We start from the raw sequence: 24,719 nt of genomic DNA on the forward strand, positions 1-24,719 counted from the left end.
AGCCGTAGCATCAGGTGTTTTGGCAGCCTGATATTCAATTCCCTGATGAATGGTTATTTCTGACGGATAGTCTTCCTGTGTGGCATTCCAGTCTTTTATGATCAGCTGGGATTCCTCTTCCGATATCAGCGAAAGATTACGGACAGGCGTGGAATCCGGATTGCTTCCTATCATCTGTTCTAAAAGAAGCTGATAAGAGCCCGCCATCCGGATAATGGTTTCTTCTTTAAACAGGGCTTTCGCATAATTGAACATAATACGGATGTTTTCTCCGTCATCATCAATCATGGTCGTTAAATCAAATTTGGCTGCCTTATAGTCTACTTCTCCGGCAAAAGGATGGAATAATGTTTTTTCTTTCGCCGCTTTTAAGGACCCGTCAATATTTTGAAGCCCAAACATTACCTGGAAAACCGGATGTCGTGAAGTATCCTGCTCCACTCCCAGCTCATCCACCAGCTTTTCAAATGGAAGGTCCTGATGAGACTGGGCCTGATTGACTGAGTTCGATACCTGAAGGATGAAATCGCTGATATGCTGTGCCGGGTCTACCTTTTCTCTTAAGGCCAATGTATTGACAAAGAAACCGATGATATCCTCAAGGCCTGCGTGGTGACGATTGGCGATCGGGCTTCCCACTACAATATCCTCCTGGCCGGAATAGGCAGACAGCATCAGGTAATAACCTCCCAGCATGACACTGTAAAGGCTTACTCCAAGTCTTTGGGAAAGGGCTCTGAGCTTTTGTCCCTGTTCTGTATTCAGGCTGAAAGACAGGTTTTCTCCTTCGTAGGAAATGTGGGCCGGCCTTTTGAAATCTGAAGGCAAATCCAGGTTCTGGAAATCATCCAGCTTATTTTTCCAATAGCTGATCTGATTCTCAAGACGTTCTCCTGATAAATAATCACGCTGCCATAATGCGAAGTCTTTATATTGAACTTTCACAGGCGAAAGTTCCGGCTCCTTTCCTTCAGCAAGCGCATAGTAAACGGAAGCTATCTCTTTTAAGAAGATATCTACAGACCATCCGTCAAAAGCAATATGATGAACAACAAGAGAGAGGTAAGCCTGTCCTGAAAGTCTGAAAATATTGATCTTTACAGGAATTTCCTCGTCCAGGATGAAGATCTTATTCACACATTTGTTGATAGCCTTTTCCAATCCTTCTTCATTTTCTATATCGATCACTTTAATTTCAGGAACCTGGTCGGTAACCACCTGATATCCTATTCCGTTCTCAGCAGTATGAATCATGGAACGGAGTATTTCATGCCGCATGATAACTCTTCTCAAAGATTCTTCAAAAATATCCAGCTGAGTGCCGTCATCCAATCTTGTAATAATCGGAATATTATAGGCACTGCTTCCGCCTTCATAGGATTCTATAAACCAAAGCCTTTCCTGGGCAAAGGACAGCCTTTGCTCTTCAGGGGAACTAACCCTGACCGGAACAATGTTTATTTGTTTTTCATGATTTTCATGAGCTAAAGCATTTGAAAGAGAAGCTATCGTTTTATGGGTAAATACGATTCCTACATTAACCTGTATGCCAAGATACTCCTTAATTTTGCCAATCAGCTTGATCGCCATGATACTGTTTCCCCCCAGTCTGAAGAAATCATCGTGAACACTGATGGTATCCGCATTGATTCCCAATACCTCACCATAGATGGCAACAAGCTGTCTTTCAAGCTCTGTTTCAGGGATCGTGTAGCCTTTGCTTCCCGTAAACTCAGCCTCAGGTAAGGCTCTCTTATCCAGCTTACCATTGATCGTCAACGGTAATGAGGTCAGGTGAACGAATACACCGGGAACCATATATTCAGGCAGTGATCCTGACAGGTATTCCGACAGTAAGGTGGATTCTATTGCTGATTCTGAAACATAATAGCCGGCAAGGTATTTTAATCCAGCTTTATTTTCTTTGGCTAAAACTGCTACCTGACTGATTCCGGGATAACCCAGCAACTGGTTCTCTATTTCTCCCAACTCAATCCTGTATCCACGGATCTTTACCTGGAAGTCATTCCTTCCGATATATTCTAAACCGCCATTGGATAACCAGCGGACTAAGTCGCCGGTTTTGTACAAACGGCCGTTCTCTCCTCTTGACTTCTGATCTTTAGTCTGGAATGGATTGATGATGAAGCGTTCTTCTGTAAGATCCGGCCTGTTCAGATAGCCTCTCGCAATGCCGGCTCCTCCTATATACAGCTCACCGGCGGCTCCTACAGGTACTATACGGTGATGGGCATCCAGCACATAAACCGTCATATTCCCAATCGGACCTCCAATATTCACCGGGTTATCATCTTCATTGTAATGATGTAAGGTGGCACATACCGTAGTTTCCGTAGGCCCGTAAGCATTGATAATATCTACTCCGTGCTCTTTATACGCCGCCATTACCTGAGGGTTGGTTACGTCTCCTGCCACCACAAGCTTCTCTAAGGGTAAGATATATTCTCTTATTAATAAGGCAGGAGGAATGGTGGCTATGCTGATCCTGTTCTCTTCAATATAGTCTTTCAGGGAAAACAAATCGGTTTGAAGCGCTTTTTCCAGAATGTAGATGGTGTGTCCGTGGGTAATGGAAGGGTACAGCTCCCAAACATGGGCATCAAATACATAGTTGGCATACCACAAACAATTTTTCTGATCTCCATTTCCATTTAATCCAAATTCTTTTGCTTCCTGGTGGATCAGGTTAGCTACATTCCTGTGCTCTACCAGCACTCCTTTAGGAAGACCCGTGGTTCCGCTGGTATAGATCACGTAGGCTAAATTGTCTGACTGTGTCCCGGTAACAGGATTATCAGCGGATTCTGTTGCAAGCATCGCGTTAAAGGAAACATCGTCTAACAAGATCACATGAGCCGCTATATTGTTCAGCTTTCCGGATGTATTTTCCTGGCCTAAAGCCAACCTTGCCCCTGTATCCCGAAGGATATGCTCTATACGGTCTGACGGGTAGGAAGGATCCATAGGAACATAGCCCGCCCCGGATTTTAATACCGCTAAAATAGCGATCAGCATATTCTCGGAACGATCCAGGCATAGCGGCACTAATTCATCAGGCTGAAGATCATAGGCAGCAATCAAATGGTTCGCTAAACGGTTAGCCCTTTCGTTCAATTCCTGATAAGAAAGTCTTACATCCTTATACACCAGGGCCGTGCGTTCAGGAGTTCTTTCAACCTGTTCCTCAAACAGCTCATGAATCGTTTTTGCAGACGGGTACGCACTTTCTGTTGAGTTCCAGATCTGCATTAATCTGAACTGCTCTTCTGAGACGTAGGAAAGCTGTCCGGATGTGATTTTCCAGTTTTCAAGCATTTGGGTCAAAATACTCTTCATCCCTTCCATCAGGTTCTCCATTGTCCTTTGTTCAAAGAGCGCTCCTTCATAGCTGATTTTCATGATTACGCTGTCATCATGCTCAAATGCCATGATTCCCAGCGGATAATCCAGCTTTTCCACTCCACCTTTAAATACAAACCCTACTTCATTGCTATCTTCTCCTGCTTCAGGTACCGGATAGTTTTCATATACGAATAGGCTGCTGAAAATACGGCTTGAATCCCGGTTAAGCTCAGCCAGATTCATGTCACTGTGCGTATTCAGCTCACTGGATCGGTGCTGGATCTCTGAAATGATATCGGCTACCAGCCCCTCTTTATGCTGTACAATCAGTGGAAGGGTATTAATGAACAGCCCCGCGGAAGATTCTATGCCGTCTACCGGCAGGCTTCGTCCGGATACGGTGGTTCCTACAACGGTAGTTTCCACGCCGCTGTATATTCTCAGCTGGCTATGCCATAGATACTGAAGAACAGCATTGACGGTAAATCCGTTTTCAGCTGTAAATTTCTTCAATTGCTGATACTGCTCATCCGTTATCTCCATCGTTACAAGCTTATGCTCTTTGATTTTACGGTAAGCTCCCAGATCTATATGCTTTTGGGAATCTTTAAGCAGGCTGCTCAGATCTTCACGATCTTCCAGGGTTGACATATAATCTTTCCAGAAGCTTCGGCTGCTGTCTTTATGCTGCTGAAGGTATTTTTGGGTATTGATATACGCCTGGTCCGTCACCCATTCCGATTCCCGGCCTTTGATCAGGCTCAGGTAAATATCATGGATTCTTTTCAGGATTATAGGCATACTCCAGCCGTCCAGCACGGCATGATGGTTACTGAACAGACAGGTATAATGCTTCTCTGAACGCCTGAAAAGATATATTCTGAACAGTCCGCTTTTTGACAGGTCATAGACTTCAAGACGGTCATTTTGAGTCATTTCCTTAATCAGCCTGTCCTGTTCATTCTTATTCATCGCGGTTATATCCTGATAGCGCCAATCCAGAAGACTTTCTTTATCGATAATCTGAACAATCTCTTCACTCCAGTCGAACCTGAGCCTCAATGCAGGGAACTGCTGCTGAGTATATGACCAGGCTTCTTTAAGCTTATCTGTATCCAGCTCGGCAAGATAGTCCCAGGTTAGCTGTATCCGGTAAGCGTCATCTTTATCTCCCTGGCTCAGCGCATGGTATACAAACCCTTCCTGAAGGCTGTTGGCCAGGTACACGCCCTCAATCTCTCCGGATTCCTGGAGTTTTACAAGCTGCTTGGCACTTATGATATGATCCACATCTGACGGGGTAAGGAAGCTTCTTGTACTTTTAGACAGTTCATTAATAACGTTAACAATCCGGTCTTTAAAGTTTTGAGCAAACTGTGCCAGCTGCTCCGGGGCTAAATATGCGGAAATTCTGAAACGAAGTTCTCCGTCTACAACGGCTCCGTTAATTCCGATCAGGGACGCTCCACGGTTGGATTCCCCAATGGAAATCCCGCTATCTTCAGCGGCAATGAACCATGCTTTTTCTCCTGAATCGTCTTCCTGGTCAAGCTGTCCGAGATAGTTGAAACTCACTTTTGGAAGGTCCTGAGCTGTATAGCCTACCAGGCTTCCATAGCCAATTCCATTGTTCGGGATGGCTCTCAGCGCTTCCTTGGTCAGAACTACGGTATCATTCACGTCTTTGCCGGTTTCCAGCAATAGCGGATACATGGCTGTAAACCAACCGACTGTTTCTGTAATATCCAGGTTACTGAATACTTCTTCACGTCCGTGGCTTTCCAATAACACCGCATGGCGGCTATCTCCTGTCAGGTCACTAAGCGCAGCGGCCAATGCAGACAGTAAGAGATCATTGATCTGGGTTTGGTACACATGATGGCTCCCTCTTATCAGCTTTTCTGTATGCTCTTTATCGAGAGAAAGAATATCATGGTTCTGATCCTGAACGGAAAGCGCTTCCAAAATAGTATTGGTAGGGTCAACTGTTTTTGTGATCCTGCTCCAATATGACAGCTCCAGGTCTCTTGCTTCCGGGTTTTCAGATTTATAGCCTTTTACGGCCTCTGCCCATTGACGGTAGCTGCTTCCTTTTTTTATCTGATAGCGCTCTCCTTTTTCAAGGGATTGGTAGATGTTCTTTAGATCTTCAGTGATGATTCTCCAGCTTACCACATCTATAATCAGGTGATGGAAAGCAAAGAAAATTCTGGCTGTATGATCTTCATAGCCACTAATATAACCTATACGATACAACGGTCCTTTTTCTATGTCGAACTGTTTCTGCCATGCGGTAAAGATTCCGGATAATTCATCCGGGCTCATTTCCGAAGCATCAAGATAGCTGATCTCAGCTTCAGCTTTATACTCTCCGTACTGCTGTCCGTATATTCCGTTTTCTGCCGGATACTGCATTCTTAACGCATCATGCTTCTCAATCAGCATATGGATGCTTTGCTCCAGGATCTTTTTATCCAGCTCCGGAACATTCAATAAAAATGACTGATTCCAGTGGTTAAACTCCGGAAGATATCCTGATTCTACCTGGCTGAAGAACCATTCCTGGATCGGTAAAAGAGGAGCATTCCCGGTAAGAATACCCTGTTCTGAAAGAACTTCAACCTGTATGGCAGATTTCTTTTCTTCGATAAGCTTTGCCAGTACTGCCGGAGTCCTTGACGAAAAGACTTCCTTTACATTGATCCTTACATCCAGGCGTTGTTTTATTCTTCCCACCAGCTGAATACTGATAATGCTGTCTCCTCCCAGTCTGAAGAAATCATCGTGAACACTGATGGTATCCGCATTGATTCCCAATACCTCACCATAGATGGCAACAAGCTGTCTTTCAAGCTCTGTTTCAGGGATCGTGTAGCCTTTGCTTCCCGTAAACTCAGCCTCAGGTAAGGCTCTCTTATCCAGCTTACCATTGATCGTCAACGGTAATGAGGTCAGGTGAACGAATACACCGGGAACCATATATTCAGGCAGTGATCCTGACAGGTATTCCGACAGTAAGGTGGATTCTATTGCTGATTCTGAAACATAATAGCCGGCAAGGTATTTTAATCCAGCTTTATTTTCTTTGGCTAAAACTGCTACCTGACTGATTCCGGGATAACCCAGCAACTGGTTCTCTATTTCTCCCAACTCAATCCTGTATCCACGGATCTTTACCTGGAAGTCATTCCTTCCGATATATTCTAAACCGCCATTGGATAACCAGCGGACTAAGTCGCCGGTTTTGTACAAACGGCCGTTCTCTCCTCTTGACTTCTGATCTTTAGTCTGGAATGGATTGATGATGAAGCGTTCTTCTGTAAGATCCGGCCTGTTCAGATAGCCTCTCGCAATGCCGGCTCCTCCTATATACAGCTCACCGGCGGCTCCTACAGGTACTATACGGTGATGGGCATCCAGCACATAAACCGTCATATTCCCAATCGGACCTCCAATATTCACCGGGTTATCATCTTCATTGTAATGATGTAAGGTGGCACATACCGTAGTTTCCGTAGGCCCGTAAGCATTGATAATATCTACTCCGTGCTCTTTATACGCCGCCATTACCTGAGGGTTGGTTACGTCTCCTGCCACCACAAGCTTCTCTAAGGGTAAGATATATTCTCTTATTAATAAGGCAGGAGGAATGGTGGCTATGCTGATCCTGTTCTCTTCAATATAGTCTTTCAGGGAAAACAAATCGGTTTGAAGCGCTTTTTCCAGAATGTAGATGGTGTGTCCGTGGGTAATGGAAGGGTACAGCTCCCAAACATGGGCATCAAATACATAGTTGGCATACCACAAACAATTTTTCTGATCTCCATTTCCATTTAATCCAAATTCTTTTGCTTCCTGGTGGATCAGGTTAGCTACATTCCTGTGCTCTACCAGCACTCCTTTAGGAAGACCCGTGGTTCCGCTGGTATAGATCACGTAGGCTAAATTGTCTGACTGTGTCCCGGTAACAGGATTATCAGCGGATTCTGTTGCAAGCATCGCGTTAAAGGAAACATCGTCTAACAAGATCACATGAGCCGCTATATTGTTCAGCTTTCCGGATGTATTTTCCTGGCCTAAAGCCAACCTTGCCCCTGTATCCCGAAGGATATGCTCTATACGGTCTGACGGGTAGGAAGGATCCATAGGAACATAGCCCGCCCCGGATTTTAATACCGCTAAAATAGCGATCAGCATATTCTCGGAACGATCCAGGCATAGCGGCACTAATTCATCAGGCTGAAGATCATAGGCAGCAATCAAATGGTTCGCTAAACGGTTAGCCCTTTCGTTCAATTCCTGATAAGAAAGTCTTACATCCTTATACACCAGGGCCGTGCGTTCAGGAGTTCTTTCAACCTGTTCCTCAAACAGCTCATGAATCGTTTTTGCAGACGGGTACGCACTTTCTGTTGAGTTCCAGATCTCCGTGATCTTTTTATTTTCCTCCGGAGACACCAAACTAAGGCTGCCTACCCTGATCTTTTCCAGTTCGATCTCATCGGCACCGAAAACCTGATCGAGAAGATATACATAAGAGTTGATCATGCTGGTGATAGTCTCTTTTGAAAAGATCGCCCTGGCGTAATTGAAGAAACCTTTTATTGTTGCTTCACCATCGTCAATCATGGCGGTCAGGTCAAATTTGGCTATATGGTATCCGGTCTGTCCCTCAAAAGGGTGGAACAACGCATCTTTGTTATCAGAATTTCCACCAAAGCTCTGGAGCCCGAACATCACCTGGAAAACAGGATGACGGGACATGTCTTTTTCTACTCCCAGCTCTTCCACAAGCTTTTCAAATGGAAGATCCTGATGGGACTGGGCTTCTGTAACGGATGCTGACACCTGAAGAATAAAGTCTTTAAGGCTCTGTTCCGGATCTATTTTTTCTCTTAAAGCAAAGGTATTGACAAAGAACCCGATAATATTTTCAAGTCCTTCGTGATGACGGTTGGCAATAGGGCTTCCTACCAGAATATCATCCTGGCCTGAATACGCTGATAACATCAGGTAATAGCCGCTCAGCATAACACTGTACAGGCTTATTCCCAGTTTTTTGGAAGTATTTCTAAGGCCTGCCGCTACTTTTGGAGCAATGGTAAAATCAATGGTATCTCCTTCGTAGGAAACCTGGGCCGGCCTTTTATAGTCTGTAGGAAGGTTCAGGTTCTGGAAGTCTTCCAGTTTTCTTTTCCAATATCCAATCTGCTTGTCAAGACGTTCTCCGGAAAGATAGTTTCTCTGCCATAATGCAAAGTCCCTGTACTGAATTTTTAATTCCGGAAGCTTATACTCCTGATCAGCAATCAAGGCATCATAAATTGTTTGCAGCTCTCTCAGGAATATATCGGTTGACCAGCCGTCAAATGCAATATGGTGAATGACAACAGTCAGGTAATGATCACTTTCTAATCTGATAAGGTTAATCGCTATAGGATATTCTTCATCCAGACGGAAGATTTTACCTGAGGCATTGTTTACAGCCTCATCCAGCTCCTGTTTTGTATATACATGGCGGGTATGGATTTCAGGAGTCTTATCCATTACAATCTGATATCCTTTTCCTTCGTCTGTGGAACGGATAATGCTTCGTAATACTTCATGACGCATCACGATGGCTTCAAGGGCTTGGCATAGCTTCGGAATATTGACTTTCGCATCAAGACGAACCGCCATAGGAATATTATACGCATTGCTTCCGCCTTCGTAGTTCTCAATAAACCAAAGCCTTTCCTGGGCAAAGGATAGCCGCTGTTCTTCCGGAGAAGATACTTTTACAGGGGCTATAACTTCCTGCTCACTGATGTTTTCACCGGCTAAGGCCTCTGAAAGGGAAGCTACCGTTTTATGGGTAAATACAACAGCTACATTTACTCTTATATCCAGCACCTTTTTAATATTGCTGATCAGCTTGATGGCCATGATGCTGTTTCCTCCCAGTCTGAAGAAATCATCATGGATGCCAATGCCTGAAGCATTCAGCCCAAGGACATCTGCATAGATCTGACATAGTTTTTCCTGTAGCTCATTTTCAGGAGCTGTATATGTTTTTTCACCTGTGAAATCCGGTTCCGGAAGTGCTCTTCTGTCCAGTTTACCGTTGATGGTTACAGGAAGCGATGTTAAATGCATAAATACGGCCGGGATCATATATTCCGGTAAAGCCCGGGACAGGAATGCTGTAAGAAGATCCGGTTCTATGGCCGTTTCAGAAACATAATAGCCTGCCAGATATTTCATTCCGGCATTATTTTCCCTGGCCAATACTACGGATTGTCTTATTTCCGGATATTGCAGCAGTCTGCTTTCTATCTCTCCAAGCTCTATCCTGTAGCCACGGATCTTCACCTGGAAGTCATTTCTGCCGATATACTCCAGCTCCCCGCTGGCATGATAGCGTACTAAATCTCCTGTCTTGTAAAGGATTCCATTTTTACCTTTTTCTTTTTGTTCAATGGTCTGGAATGGATTAGTGATGAAGCGCTCTGCCGTGAGCTCCGGCTTATTCAGATATCCTCTGGTAATTCCTTCCCCACCGATATAAAGCTCACCAATAGCCCCCACAGGTACCAGACGAAGATGATTATTCAATACATATACCGTGGTATTATTAAGCGGCCGCCCGATATTGGTGTTCTTTCCTTCGGGATTAACAACGGAGGTGATGGTCACTTCCGTAGGTCCATAGGAATTTACCAGCCTGAAGTTTCTGCCGCTTAATTTCTTAAACAGATCTGCCGGCATCGCCTCTCCTCCTGAAATCAGTGTGCGAAGGTTTTTAACGCGGGTAAAATCTATGCTCTGTAGTACTGTCGGGGTAAGGTGCACATAAGAAACATTGTGCTGATTAAGGGTCTGTATAAATGTTTCTTCGTTGAGTACCTTCTGATTTTTTATAAATAATAAGCTGTTTCCTTTCAAGATGGCAAGCAGCATTTGCTGGATGGAGGCATCAAATATGTAATTGGCAAACTGAAGGATCACTTCTGTATTTCCTAACTGATAACGGGAATACAGGTCTTCAATCAGGTTGATCACTCCTTTGTGCTCTACCATTACTCCTTTTGGCTGCCCTGTTGTTCCACTGGTGTAGATGACATATGCAAGATGGCTTGACGTAACCTGTGTTACAGGATTTTCAGTTTCCGATCTTTCAAGTTTCACAAGCATGTCTTTGCTATCCAGCAGGATCGTTTCTGTCTTTCGGGACATTTCCAGCTTTTCTTCTACCTGTTCCTGGGTAAGAATAATCTTCGCCCCGGTGTCCTGAAGGATATGCTCAATTCTGTCGGCCGGATAGGTAGGATCCATCGGAACATAGGCTGCTCCTGCTTTTAATACGGCCATAATGGCGATCAGCATATGCTCTGAACGTTCAAGGCATAACGGAACCAGATCATCGGGCTGAAGACCGTAAGTCTCCATAAGATAATGGGCCAGGCGGTTGGCTCTCTGATTCAGCTCCCGGTAGGAAAGTTTTAAATCCTGGAATATCAAAGCGGTATGATCCGGAGTTTTCTCCACCTGTTCCTCAAACAGCTTATGAATGGTATATTTCTCAGGATAAGATGCTTCTGTAGCATTCCAGTCTATTGTTATCTTCTGATGTTGCTCTGATGTAAGGTAGAACAGGTCTTCGGACCTGATACCGGAAGTATCCAGGATCTGTTCAAGGATCGTTTTCATTCCCTGAAGCAGCTGCTCCATCATTTCATTTTCAAATAAGAAGCTGTCATATTTGATCTTTAACAGCACCTCATCTTCATTTTCGTAGGCAACAATTCCTAACGGATAATCCAGGCGCTCTACGGATTCTTTTAATACAAAGCCTAATGTCCCCAGCTCATTATCTTCTTCTCCGTTGGGTACCGGATAGTTTTCATATACGAATAAACTGCTGAAGATCCTGCGTCCATCATGCTGAAGGCTTGCCAGGTTAACACTGCTATGTGTATTAAGCTCACTGATTCTATGCTGTATTTCTGCTATGATATCGATTACCTTGCCTTCTTCATGGTTCACAATCAACGGCAATGTATTGATATAAAGCCCTACTGAAGATTCTATCCCATCTACCGGAATGCTTCGTCCGGATACGGTAGTTCCTACCACCGTTGTAGCGCTATTGCTGTATAAGCTGAGCTGTTTATGCCACAAGAACTGAAGTACGGCATTGACTGTAAGCCCGTTATCAGACGTGAACTTTTTCAGCTTCTGATACCGCTCTCCTACAATCAGCATCTTTACCGCCTGATGGTCTACAATATGCTTATATTCAGCGAGATCGATATGCTTCTGTGATTCTTTCACCAGGCAATTCAGGTTTTCCTGATCTTCCAGAAGGCCCATATAGTTTTTCCAGAAGTCCCCGTTTTTATCTTTGTTTTCCTGAAGGTATTTCTGGGCTTCGGCATAGGCCATATCCGGGGCCGGAGCAAGGGTCTTTCCTTTGATTAATGCAAGGTACGCCTCATGAATCATGGTCAGGAATACAGGCATACTCCACCCGTCAAGGATAGCATGGTGATTGCTGAAAAGGCAGGTATAATGTTTCTCTGAACGCTTGAACAGGTAAACTCTGAAAAGGCTTCCTTTAGACAGGTCATATATCTCAAAACGGTCTTTTTGGGTGATCTCTGCAATGAGGGACTCCTGATTTTCTTCCACCATGTCCTGAATATCCTGATAACGCCAGTCCAGTATCCCTTTTTTATCAATAACCTGTACAATCTCTTCGCTCCATTCAAATCTAAGTCTCAGTGTCGGAAGCTGCTCCTGGGTATATGACCACGCTTTTTTAAGCATTTCAGGGCTGATCTCAGCGAGATAATCCCATACAATCTGTACTCTGTATGCATCGTCTTTATCTCCCTGGCTTAAGGCATGGTACACAAATCCTTCATGCAAGCTGTTGGCAAGGTAAACGCCTTCAACTTCTCCTGACTCCTGGATCTGCATCAGCTGTTCTTTTCCAACGATATTTCCTGTATCTGAAGGAGTAAGCCAGTTTCTGTTTTCATTGATCAGTTCATCAACTGTGCGTTGAATATATTCTTTGAATTTTTCCGTAAGAAGATCAATTTGCTTCTGCGAAAGGTATCCTGAAATTCCGAAACGAAGCTGTCCGTCTGCAATGGCACCGTTTACCGTAATGATGTCATTGTCACGGTTGCGCTCACCCATAGATTTTCCGCTGTCTTCTCCGGCAATGTACCATATTTTCTCTCCTGTACCTTCTTCCTGGTCAAGCTGGCCGAGATAGTTGAAACTGATCTTCGGAAGCTCTCTCTCCGTATAGCCAATAAGGCTTCCATAGCCAATCCCGTTATTTGGAATGCTTCTCAGCGATTCTTTGGTCAGAATCACGGTATCTTTCACATCGTTGCCTGTTTTCAGAAGAAGCGGATACATGGAGGTAAACCAGCCAACGGTTTCTGTAATGTCCATATTTCCGAATATGTCCTCCCGGCCGTGACCTTCAAGCAACACGGCATGGGCAGAGGCCCCGGTAAGGTCTGAAAGCGCAGAGGCCAGTGCAGATAACAGTAAATCATTGATCTGAGTATGGTATACGTGATGTACTTCCCTGATCAGCTTTTCCGTATATCCGGCATCCAGCATAAGATTGGAAGAATGATACGCTGAAGAGGATAATGCCGTCAGCGTATTATTGCTTTCCGCTACGGTTCCTGTAATCGTACTCCAGTATGCAAGTTCTGATTCTCTGGATTGCGGATCTTCAAGCTTATACGCTTTTATAGCTTCGATCCATTGACGATAGCTGCTTCCTTTTACCGGAACTGCAACGGTATTTCCTTTTTCAAGGGTCTGATAAATATTTTTTAAGTCTTCCGTAATGATCCTCCAGCTTACGGCATCTATGATCAGGTGGTGAAGCCCAAAGAAGATCCTTGCACTTCCATCTTCATATCCTGTTATATATCCTATCTGGAATAGCGGCCCCCGCTCTATATCAAACTGTGCCTGCCATTCCGTAAGGATACCTGAAAGCGTTTCCGGCTGTATTCCTGAAACATCCAGGTATTTCAATTCCGGCAAGGTGCTGACCCCGTATTGCTGGGTATATTTTCCGTTTTCTTTCGGATAGTGAATCCTGAAGGCATCATGCTTTTCAATAAGCAGCTTTACGCTTTGCTCAAGCAAATCTCTGTTCAGCTCAGGAACTTTTATCAAAAAGGACTGGTTCCAGTGATTCAGGTCACCAATATAGCCTTCTTCCACCAACCGGAAGAACCATTCCTGAATCGGAAGAAATGATAAAGTCCCTGTCAGCTGCCCCTGCTCTGTCAGTAGACGGGTTTGCTCTTCTTTTGCTTTATTTTCGATCAGTTCGGAGATATTCTGTACTGATTTTGCAGCAAATACGTCTTTAACACTGATCCTTATTTCTAAACGCTGTCTAATCCTGCTCACCAGCTGAATGCTGATAATACTGTCACCGCCTAATCTGAAGAAATCATCATGAATACCAATTTCTGAAGTGTTCAGACCAAGGACTTCGCTATAGATCTGGCATAGTTTTTCCTGCAGCTCAGTCTGCGGAGCCGTGTATTCTTTTCCGCCTGTAAACTCAGGTTCAGGAAGCTGTCGTCTGTCCAGCTTACCATTGATGGTCAACGGCAATGAGGTTAAATGAACAAAGGCTGCCGGCACCATATATTCCGGCAATACCCCGGATAAAAATGCAGTGATTTTTTCCACTTCCAAGGCAGAACCGGAAACGTAATAACCTACCAGGTATTTCACTCCTGCCTTATTTTCTTTGGCAAGAACTACAGCTTGTCTTACTTCCGGATATTCCAGCAACCGGTTTTCTATTTCCCCTAATTCTATTCTGTAGCCCCGGATTTTCACCTGGAAGTCATTTCTTCCGATATATTCCAGCTCTCCGTCCGGCAGATAGCGTACCAAATCTCCTGTTTTGTACAAAATTCCGTTTTTCCCGTTTTCTTTTTCTTCTAAAGTCTGGAACGGATTCTCAATAAAACGTTCGGCTGTAAGTTCCGGTCTGTTCAGATACCCTCTGGCAATTCCTGCTCCACCTACATAAAGCTCTCCTACGGCTCCTGCAGGAACAGCTCTAAGCTGTGAATCAAGGATATACATAGCCTGATCCGGTATATTTACCCCGATTAAGGAAGCTTTATCCAGGTCTTCTACGCTCAGTTTTTTATAGGTAACATGGACGGTGGTTTCGGTAATTCCGTACATATTAATCAATTCAGGTTTTGAACGGTAACGCTCATACCATGGCTTTAAAGAGGCAAGATGTAAGGCTTCTCCCCCAAATATCACATAACGTAACCTGCTCAGCTGCTCTTGGCGTCGAAGGGCTATATCAATAAACTGATAGAAGGCAGTCGGAGTCTGGTTTAATACGGTAAGCCCCTCTTTCAGACATAAACTGAAGAATAAATGGGTATCCTTTGTCTGTTCTGAAGACGGCACCAGAAGTTTTCCTCCATACAGCAGGGCTCCCCAGATCTCCCATACACTGAAGTCAAAGACATAGGAATGGAATAAGCTCCATACATCCTGGTCATTAAACTGATACCAATGATCGGTTGCACTGAAAAGACGTACTACATTCCGGTGTTCCTGCATTACTCCTTTAGGCATTCCGGTGGTTCCACTGGTATAGATCACGTAGGCCATGTGGTGTGGCTCTACCCGGGTTACCGGATTGGAAATACTGCTGCTTTCAAGAGCTTCTGCCATTTCCGGACTGTTCAATATAAGCATGTCCGCCTTTTCACCGCATGCTTCTTTAACGCCTGGCGCCGAACTGTTATGTACCAGGACTATTCTTGCGCCTGTATCATCGAGAATATGTTTGATTCTTTCTACCGGATAGGCCGTATCCATCGGAACATAGGCTGCTCCGGCCTTTAGGACGGCAAGGACGGCAACAAGCATATCTTCAGAGCGTTCCAGGCATAATGGCACCAGGTCATCCGGCTGAAGATCATAGGTTTTGATCAGGTAGTTCGCCAGACGATTGGAGCGTTCATTAAGCTCCCTATAGGATAATCTTACATCCTGATACACTACAGCGGTATGGTCCGGAGTTTTTTCAGCCTGTACTTCAAATAGGCCGTGAAGGGTACTTTCATCAGCATAATGGGTTTCAGAAGCCCATAATTTTGATACGGATCGCTGCTGTTCAGGGGAGATAAGGATTAGCTCTGCTAATTTGAGGTCTTGTTTTTGTTTATCTGCTATCTGCTCAAGCATAAACAGATAGGAATTCATCTTATTATTTACCGTTTCTCCGGAGAATACCGACCGGGCATAGTTGAACATTCCGTGAAGGGTCTCATGGCTATCGTCGATCATTGTGGTTATGTCGAATTTAGCAACCTCATAATCCACTTTTCCAGCAAAGGGATGAAGAATGGACTGATGTTCAGAAAGATTGTCTCCAAAGCCCTGAAGCCCGAACATCACCTGGAATACCGGATGGCGGGAAGTATCCTTTTCCACACCAAGTTCCTCCACCAGCTTTTCGAACGGAAGATCCTGATGAGACTGCGCTTCGGTTACAGAACCGGCTATCTGCAGGATAAAGTCTCTGACGCTTCGCTCCTGATCAATCGTTTCCCTTAAAGCCAACGTATTGACAAAGAAACCTATGATATCTTCCAGGCCTGCATGGTGACGATTGGCAATAGGGCTTCCTACCACAATATCATCCTGCCCGGAATAGGCGGAAAGCATCAGGTAATATCCTCCCAGAAGGATACTGAATAAGCTTACTCCAAGATCTTTTGAAAGCTCTCTCAGCTTCTGGCTTTGCTCTTCATTGATCCGGAAATAAATGCTGTCTCCGTCATAAGAAATTTGAGCCGGTCTTTTGGAATCTGATGGCAGATCAAGGTTTTGGAAACCGCTAAGCTTATTTTTCCAGTAATTAATCTGGATATCAAGGCGATCTCCCGTCAGATAATTCCGCTGCCATAGAGCAAAGTCTTTATACTGCGCTTTTAAAGCCGGAAGCTCATGGGCTTTTTCTTCTTTGATGGCATCATATATATGAACGACCTCTTTCAGGAATATGCCTGCCGACCATCCGTCAAATGCAATATGATGAATGACAACGGATAAATAATATTCGTTCTCAAGTTTAAAAATATGGATACTTACAGGCAGCTCCTCTTCCAGGTTGAATGTTTTATTGGCTATTCGGCTTATTTTTTCTTCCAGCTCGGCCATGGTTTTTACTTCCTGCTGACGGATGGCCGGGATGTCGTCTACTACAGCCTGCCAGCCTAAGCCGTCATCTGTCATCCGGATCACGGAGCGGAGCACTTCATGGCGCATTACAACAGCATCCAATGCTTTACACAATGCCTGAAGATCGGTTTTTTCATCCAGACGGAAGGTCATCGGGATGTTATAAGCGCTGCTTCCGCCTTCATAATTTTCTATGAACCAAAGTCTTTCCTGGGCAAAGGATAGTCTCTGCTCTTCCGGAGAGGAGACTTTTACAGGGGTAATGCTGATCTGTTCTTCCTTATTTTCATCTGCCAGCGCATGAGAAAGAGCAGCAATGGTCTTATGGCTGAAAACCGTTGCTACAGCAATCTGTAATCCCAAAACCTGCCTGATCTTACTGATAAGCCTGATGGCCATGATGCTGTTTCCTCCTAACCTGAAGAAATCATCATAAATGCTGATGGCTTCTGATGGAATGCCTAAAACTTCTCCATAGGCTTCAGCCAATTTTTTCTGCAGATCGGTTTCCGGGGCCACGTATTCTTTTCCGGCTGTAAATTCAGGTTCCGGTAATGCCCTTCTGTCCAGCTTTCCATTAATGGTCAATGGTAAAGAAGACAGGTGAACAAATGCCGCGGGGATCATATATTCCGGTAATGATGCCGATAAATGTTCCGAAAGCACCCCTGAATGTATCACTTCATCAGACACGTAATATCCTGCAAGGTATTTCAGTCCTGCCTGATTTTCTTTGGCTAAAACTACCGTCTGCCTGATTCCCGGATATTGCTGCAGCTGATTTTCAATTTCTCCCAATTCGATTCTGTATCCCCTTATTTTAACCTGGAAGTCATTTCTTCCGATGTATTCCAGCTCACCATTGGATAGCCAGCGTACCAGGTCTCCGGTCTTATACAAACGATCGTTTTCTCCTCTTTCTTTCTGTTCTTTGGTCTGGAAAGGGTTGGCAATGAAGAGCTCTTCCGTAAGCTCCGGCCTGTTCAGATATCCCCTGGCAATACCGGCACCGCTGATATACAGCTCTCCTACTGCTCCTTCCGGAACGATACGAAGATGCTGATCCAGCACATAAACACTCATATTATCTATCGGACCTCCAATGTTTAATGGATTATGGTCTTCCCTGTAGTAGTGTAATGTAGAGCATACTGTACCTTCTGTAGGGCCATACTCATTAATGAGGATAATATCATCAATATTCCGGTCTAAAGCCGGGAAGCTTTCTCCTCCTGCGAAAATCAGCCGTAAGCTTGTTCCGTTCTCCACGATATCCCTCAACAGAACCGGCGGAATAAAGGAAGCCTCTATTTTATTTTCATTGATATAGTTGTTAAGCTCTCCTACTGAGGTTCTGAGATCATTGCTGTACAGCCATAAGGTATTTCCATTACAAAGTACCGGGAAAGTCTCGTAAACAAAGGCATCAAAAACATAATTGGAATAGCATCCCACTTCCTGATATTCTTCAAGCCGGTGGGCCTTTATCATGGATCCGATGAGGTTTACCACACCACGGTGCTCAATCATTACCCCTTTAGGAGTGCCTGTTGTTCCACTGGTGTAGATCACATAAGCCAGATTAGTGGATTTTGTACGGGTTACCGGATTATCAGGATCAGCTTTTTCAAGTGTTGCTTTAAAACCGGTTTCATCCAGTACAATTATATTTGAGTGCTTTATTTTATCTGTCGTATTTTCTTCCGCCAATACCATTTTCGCGCCTGTATCTTTCAGAATATGGTAGATTCTGTCTGCAGGATATGACGGATCCATCGGTACATAAGCCGCTCCGGCCTTTAATACCGCAAGAATGGCAATCAGCATGTTTTCTGAGCGCTCCAGGCATAGCGGAACAAGATCATCCGGCTGAAGGTGACAGGCTTCGATAAAGTGGCGGGCCAGGCGGTTGGCTTTTTCGTTCAGTTCTTTATAGGTCAGCTTAACATCCCGGTATACCAATGCCGTCTGATCCGGAGTTTTTTCCACCTGATGCTCAAACAGTTGGTGAATGGTCATTTCTGACGGATATTCCTCACGGGTGGCATTCCAGTCTTCCGTGATTTTTTTATGATTTTCCTGTGGAACCAGATGCAATTCAGAAAGCCTGATTTTTTCATATTCATCGGTTTCCGCGATCTGGTTAAGTAAAAACAGGTAGGAATCCATCATATTTTGAATCGTTTCCCTTGCAAATACCGCTTTGGCATAGTTGAACATTCCATGGATATTTTCTCCATTATCATCGATCATGGTTGTCAGATCAAATTTCGCTACCTGATAGCCTGATTCTCCGTCAAGCGGATAAAATATGGCCTCCTCATCCTGAATAAGGGCTGTTTCATTTTGTAATCCGAACATCACCTGGAAAACAGGGTGCCTTGAAGTATCCTGTTCGATTCCCAACTCATCTACCAGCTTCTCAAACGGAAGATCCTGATGGGACTGGGCCTCTGTAACGGATCCTGATACCTGAAGAATGAAATCTTTAAGGCTTTGTGCCGGGTCTATTTTTTCTCTTAAAGCCAATGTATTGACAAAGAATCCTATAATGTCTTGCAGGCCGGCATGATGTCGGTTGGCAATCGGGCTTCCCACCACAATATCGTCCTGCCCCGAATAGGCTGATAACATGAGATAATAGCCTCCCAACATCACACTGTACAGACTCACTCCAAGGTCTTTGGACAGCTTTCTGAGTTTTTCGCCCTGTTCTGTGGTAAGGTTGAAGTATAAGTTTTCCCCTTCATAAGATATTTGTGAAGGTCTGCGGAAATCGGCAGGCAGATCAAGGTTCCGGAAGTCTTCAAGCCGATTTTTCCAATAGCTGATCTGCTGTTCCAGACGGGCTCCCGTAAGGTAGTCTCTTTGCCATAAAGCAAAGTCTTTGTACTGAATTTTCAATGCCGGAAGCTCAACGGCTTCTCCTTTAACCAGGCTATTGTAAATCACCTGTACTTCATTCAGGAATATATCGGTGGACCACCCGTCAAAAGCAATGTGGTGGATGACGATGGATATATAATTCTGGTTTTCAAGCTTAAATAATTCTATATGCACCGGAATTTCTTCGTCAAGACTGAATACCTTATTGGCGCACCGATTGATATGCCGGTCAAGTTCTTCTCTTGTAGGTACTTCTGTTGTTTTAATTTCAGGAAGCAGGTCTGTAACAACCTGGTAACCTACTCCTTCCCCGGTAGTTCTGATAACGGAACGGAGTACTTCATGACGGTTTACAACTGTTTTTAATGCGCTACATAAGGCATCAATATCTGTTTTTTCATTTAAAGCAGCAGCCATCGGAATGTTGTAGGCATTGCTTCCTTTTTCATATGCTTCTATAAACCAAAGCCTTTCCTGGGCAAAGGATAGTCTCTGCTCTTCCGGAGAGGAGACTTTTACAGGAGTAATGCTGATCTGTTCTGTCAGATGGTCCTCAATCAGGGCTTTTTCCAGAGTAGCAACTGTTTTATTGCTGAATATTTTCGTTACATTGACCTGTAATTCCACACTCTGCCTGATCTTGCTGATGAGCTTGATCGCCATGATACTGTTTCCTCCTAACCGGAAGAAATCATCATGGATGCTGATATTTTCTGCATTCAGCCCCAATACTTCCGCATAGATCTGCACAAGCTTTTTCTGCAGGTCACTCTGAGGAGCCGTGTATTCTTTATTTCCGGTAAATTCGGGTTCCGGCAGCTGTTTCCGGTCAAGCTTCCCATTGATTGTCAATGGTATTGCAGTCAAATGCATAAATGCGGCAGGCACCATATATTCAGGAAGCGTTTCAGACATAAATTCTGAAATCAGACGGGAATCTATGGCTGCATCAGCCACATAGTAGCCTGCAAGATATTTCAGTCCGGTATTGTTTTCTTTGACAAGAACTATTCCCTGACAGATTCCCGGATACTGAAGCAGCCTGCTTTCTATTTCTCCCAATTCTATACGGAAGCCCCTTACTTTTACCTGGAAGTCGTTTCTTCCGATATAATCAATATTTCCGTCCGGAAGCCAGCGGACAAGGTCTCCTGTTTTATAGATCCTGCTGTTTTCACCCTTGCTTTTCTGTTCTTCTGTCTGAAACGGGTTATTGATGAAACGCTCTTCTGTGAGCTCCGGCCTGTTCAGATACCCTCGGGCTACCCCGGTCCCTCCGATGTAAAGCTCTCCTACAGCACCTACAGGAACAGGACGATGAAACTGATCCAGAATGTACACGCTTGTATTATTGAGCGGGCGACCAATGCAGTTGATCTCACGATTGGTATTGACAACGGATGTAACGGTAACCTCCGTAGGCCCATAAGAGTTGACTAACAGGAAGTTTCCTTTTTTCAGCTTATTATGCAGGTCTGTCGGTAAAGCTTCTCCTCCGGAATCTAATATCCGCACGCTTTCTACCGTTGTCATATCTATATTCTGCAATACAGAAGGAGTAACGGGCAGATACGTTACTTTATGCTCCCTTAGTTTCTGTATATATTTCTCTTCATTCAGCATTTCCCGGTTGTCTATGAGCAGTAACTGGCATCCATTCAATAAGCCTAAGAAAATCTGCTCTACCGAGGCATCAAATACGTAATTGGCGAACTGAAGAATAATTTCAGATTCGGTCAGGTTATAGCGGGCATACAGGTCGCAAACCAGGTTTACTACTCCTGCATGCTCTATCAGCACTCCTTTAGGCATCCCGGTAGTTCCACTGGTATAGATCACATAAGCAAGATGGTCTGCCTGAGTTTGGGTAACCGGGTTATCAGCATTACTGTTTTCAAGCTTTTCTATTAGTATTTCATCATCCAGTAACAAGATTTCCGTCTTTCCTGAACGAATTTCATTGAATTTTGATTCCGAACTTTTCAGGGTAACGGCTATTTTTGCCTGAGTATCCTGAAGGATATGGCGTATTCTGTCTGTAGGATAAGTCGGATCCATCGGAACATAAGCTGCTCCGGATTTTAATACCGCTAAAATGGCAATCAGCATATGTTCTGAACGTTCCAGGCATAGCGGAACCAGATCATCCGGCTGAAGGTCATAAGTGCTGTTCAGATAGTTGGCAAGGCGGTTTGCACGCTCATTCAGCTCTTTATAAGATAAACGTACGTCCTGATATACCAAAGCTATACGATCCGGCGCTTTAGCTACCTGCTCTTCAAACATGCTTTGAATTGTTTTATCTGCCGGAAATTCAGTCCAGGTATTATTCCATTCTACCGTTATTTTTTTCTGATCTTCCGAAGTGAGATAATACAGAGCGTCCGAAGTTATTTCAGGATTTTCCAACAGCTGGTTCAGAATGGTTTCCATGCCTTTAAGCAGCTGGTTCATCATACTGCTTTCAAACAGGTGGCCTTCATAGCTTATCACCAGGGAAACTTTCTCATCACGTTCAAAAGCCGTCACTCCTAAAGGATAATCCAGTCTTTCTATCGCATCCCTGAATACAAATCCCAACTTATTATTGTTTTCGTCCTGTGAGACGGGATAGTTTTCATAGACAAACAAACTGCTGAAAATCCTGCGCCCGTCACGCTGAAGCCCCGCCAGATTGGCATCACTATGGCTGTTAAGCTCGCTGATATGATCCTGAATCTTTACAATCTGGTCTTTTACCTTACCTTCTTTGTGGGTGACAATAAGCGGTAAAGTATTGATATAAAGCCCCGCAGAATATTCTATTCCATCAACGGGAAGGTTTCTTCCGGATATCGTGGTTCCTACTACAGTTACTTCAGAATTGCTGTAGATCTTCAATTGGTTGTGCCACAAATATTGCAGTACCGCATTCACGGTAAAGCCATTCGTTTGGGTAAACGCTTTTAATTGCTGATACTGTTCCCCTTCTATCAAAAGCTCTGCGTCCTGATGGTCTTTGATCTGCTTATAGGTTCCCAGGTCAGTATGCCTTTGCGTCTCTTTCAGGAGGCTGGACAGGTCTTCCTGGTCTTCAAGCTGATCCATATAGCTTTTCCAGAAACTGCTGCTGATCTCTTTATTTTGTTGCAGATATCTTTGCGTAGCTGTATACGCGGTATCTGCTTTGAACTCAGGCTGATGATTTCCGTTCAGTTGAAGATACAGCTCATGAACGCTGTTCAGAATAACCGGCAAGCTCCATCCGTCAAGGATCGCATGATGGTTGCTCAGCAAGCAGCTGTAATGGTTTTCTCCCCGTTTGAAAAGGTAAACTCTGAAGAGGCTGCCTTTGGATAAATCGTAAACTTCAAAACGGTCTTTTTGTGTTATTTCTTCAATCAGGGTATTCCGGGCATCTTCGTGCATTCCGCTGATATCCTGATAACGCCAGTCCAGATTTCCTTTTTTATCGATAACCTGGACAATCTCTCCATTCCAGTTAAATCTTATTCTAAGCGAAGGATACCGTTTTTGTGTCAGCTCCCATGATTTTTTCAGGTTTTCAGGGCTGATTTCCGCATAATAATCCCATATTAGCTGTACCCGGTAGGCATCATCCGTTTCTCCCTGATTTAAGGCATGGTATACAAATCCTTCCTGCAAGCTGTTAGCCAGATACACCCCTTCTATCTCACCATCCTTTTGGATGTCTGCAAGCTGGTTTTCTTCAACAATATTATCTACATCGGATAGGGTGAGGAAAGTTCTGCTTTCTTGTGAAAGACGATCAACAATTTCTTCTATTTTTGTTTTAAATGACTCCGAAAACATGCTGATCCGGTCATTTTCCAGATAGCCTGAAACCCTGAACCGGAGCTTTCCTCCTATTACAGCTCCATTGATACTGATATAGTAAGGATCTTTATTTTTGGCCCCAATGCTCAGTCCGCTGTCTTCCGCTGCGATAAACCAGCTTTTCTCTTCTGCTTCCTGATCCAGCTGCCCCAGGTAATTAAAGCTGATCTTAGGCAATTCGCGCTCCGTATAGCCTATCAGGCTGCCATAGCCAATCCCGTTGTGAGGAATGCTTCTCAGGGATTCCTTGGTCCTAACAATGGTTTCATCTAAATTATCGCTTTTCTTTAAAAGCAATGGATACATGGAGGTAAACCAGCCTACGGTTTCTGTAATATCAAGGTTACTGAAGATCTCTTCACGGCCATGACCTTCCAGAACAACGGAATGATCTTCCTGTCCGGTAAGCTCCGAAAGCGCAAGCGATAATGCAGAAAGCAGCACATCACTGATCTGCGTGTTGTATATATGATGAACTCCTCTGATTAGCTTTTGGGTGGTTTCTTCGGATATGATCAATTGATCCTGTCGGTAACTTTCACCTGTGAAGTTTGCCAGATTTCTGTTATTCTCCTCAACAGCGTCTGCAATCGTATTCCACAGTGAGCGCTCCTGTTCCCGGAACGCCGGATCTTCAGATCCGTATGTCTTCACAGCTTCTGCCCACTGGCGGTAACTGCTTCCTTTGGTACGGGATATTGTATCTCCTTTTTCAAGAGATTGATAAATATTTTTTAAGTCTTCGGTAATGATCCTCCAGCTCACCGCATCAATAACCAGGTGATGGAAAGCAAAATAAATCCTTGCACTGCCATCCTGGTAACCATTAAGGTATCCGATATTATACAACGAGCCGCTTTCAATATCAAAATGAGACTGCCACCCGGTAAAAACCTTAAATAATTCTTCCTCATTCAGACCGGAAACATTGAGATAATGGATTGATGGATCTTTTACTTCCCCATACCGTTGAACGTATTCTCCATCTTTGTTATGATATTGAAGCCTAAGGGCATCATGTCTTTCAACCAGGTATTTTACAGATTGTTCCAGCAGTTCCTCGTTAAGCTCAGGCACATGGATCAGGAAGGCCTGATTCCAATGATTAAAATCTTCTAAATATCCTGATTCAATCTGCCTGAAGAACCATTCCTGAATGGGTAAAAGCGGAACTTCACCTGTAAGGATCCCCTGTTCCGCTACAATGTAAGCCTCCTCTTTTTCCTTTCTGCTTTCTATTAATAACGCGAGAGAAGCTGTAGTCCGGGCCGAAAAGACATCTTTAACGCTTAATCTTACTGCCAGCTGCTGGCGGATTCTTCCTACCAGCTGAATGCTGATGATACTGTCTCCTCCCAACCTGAAGAAATCATCAT

1 protein-coding gene is annotated in these 24,719 nt (G+C 44.2%); it reads right to left on the reverse strand.

Going from position 1 to position 24,719, the window contains the following annotated elements; genetic code table 11:
* On the reverse strand, positions 1–24,719 hold a 24,719-nt coding region (locus tag ABMQ40_RS15595), incomplete at both ends, for a non-ribosomal peptide synthase/polyketide synthase (protein WP_370901244.1).

This window comes from Chryseobacterium gossypii, from assembly GCF_041361455.1.
GTDB classification, from domain to species: domain Bacteria; phylum Bacteroidota; class Bacteroidia; order Flavobacteriales; family Weeksellaceae; genus Chryseobacterium; species Chryseobacterium gossypii.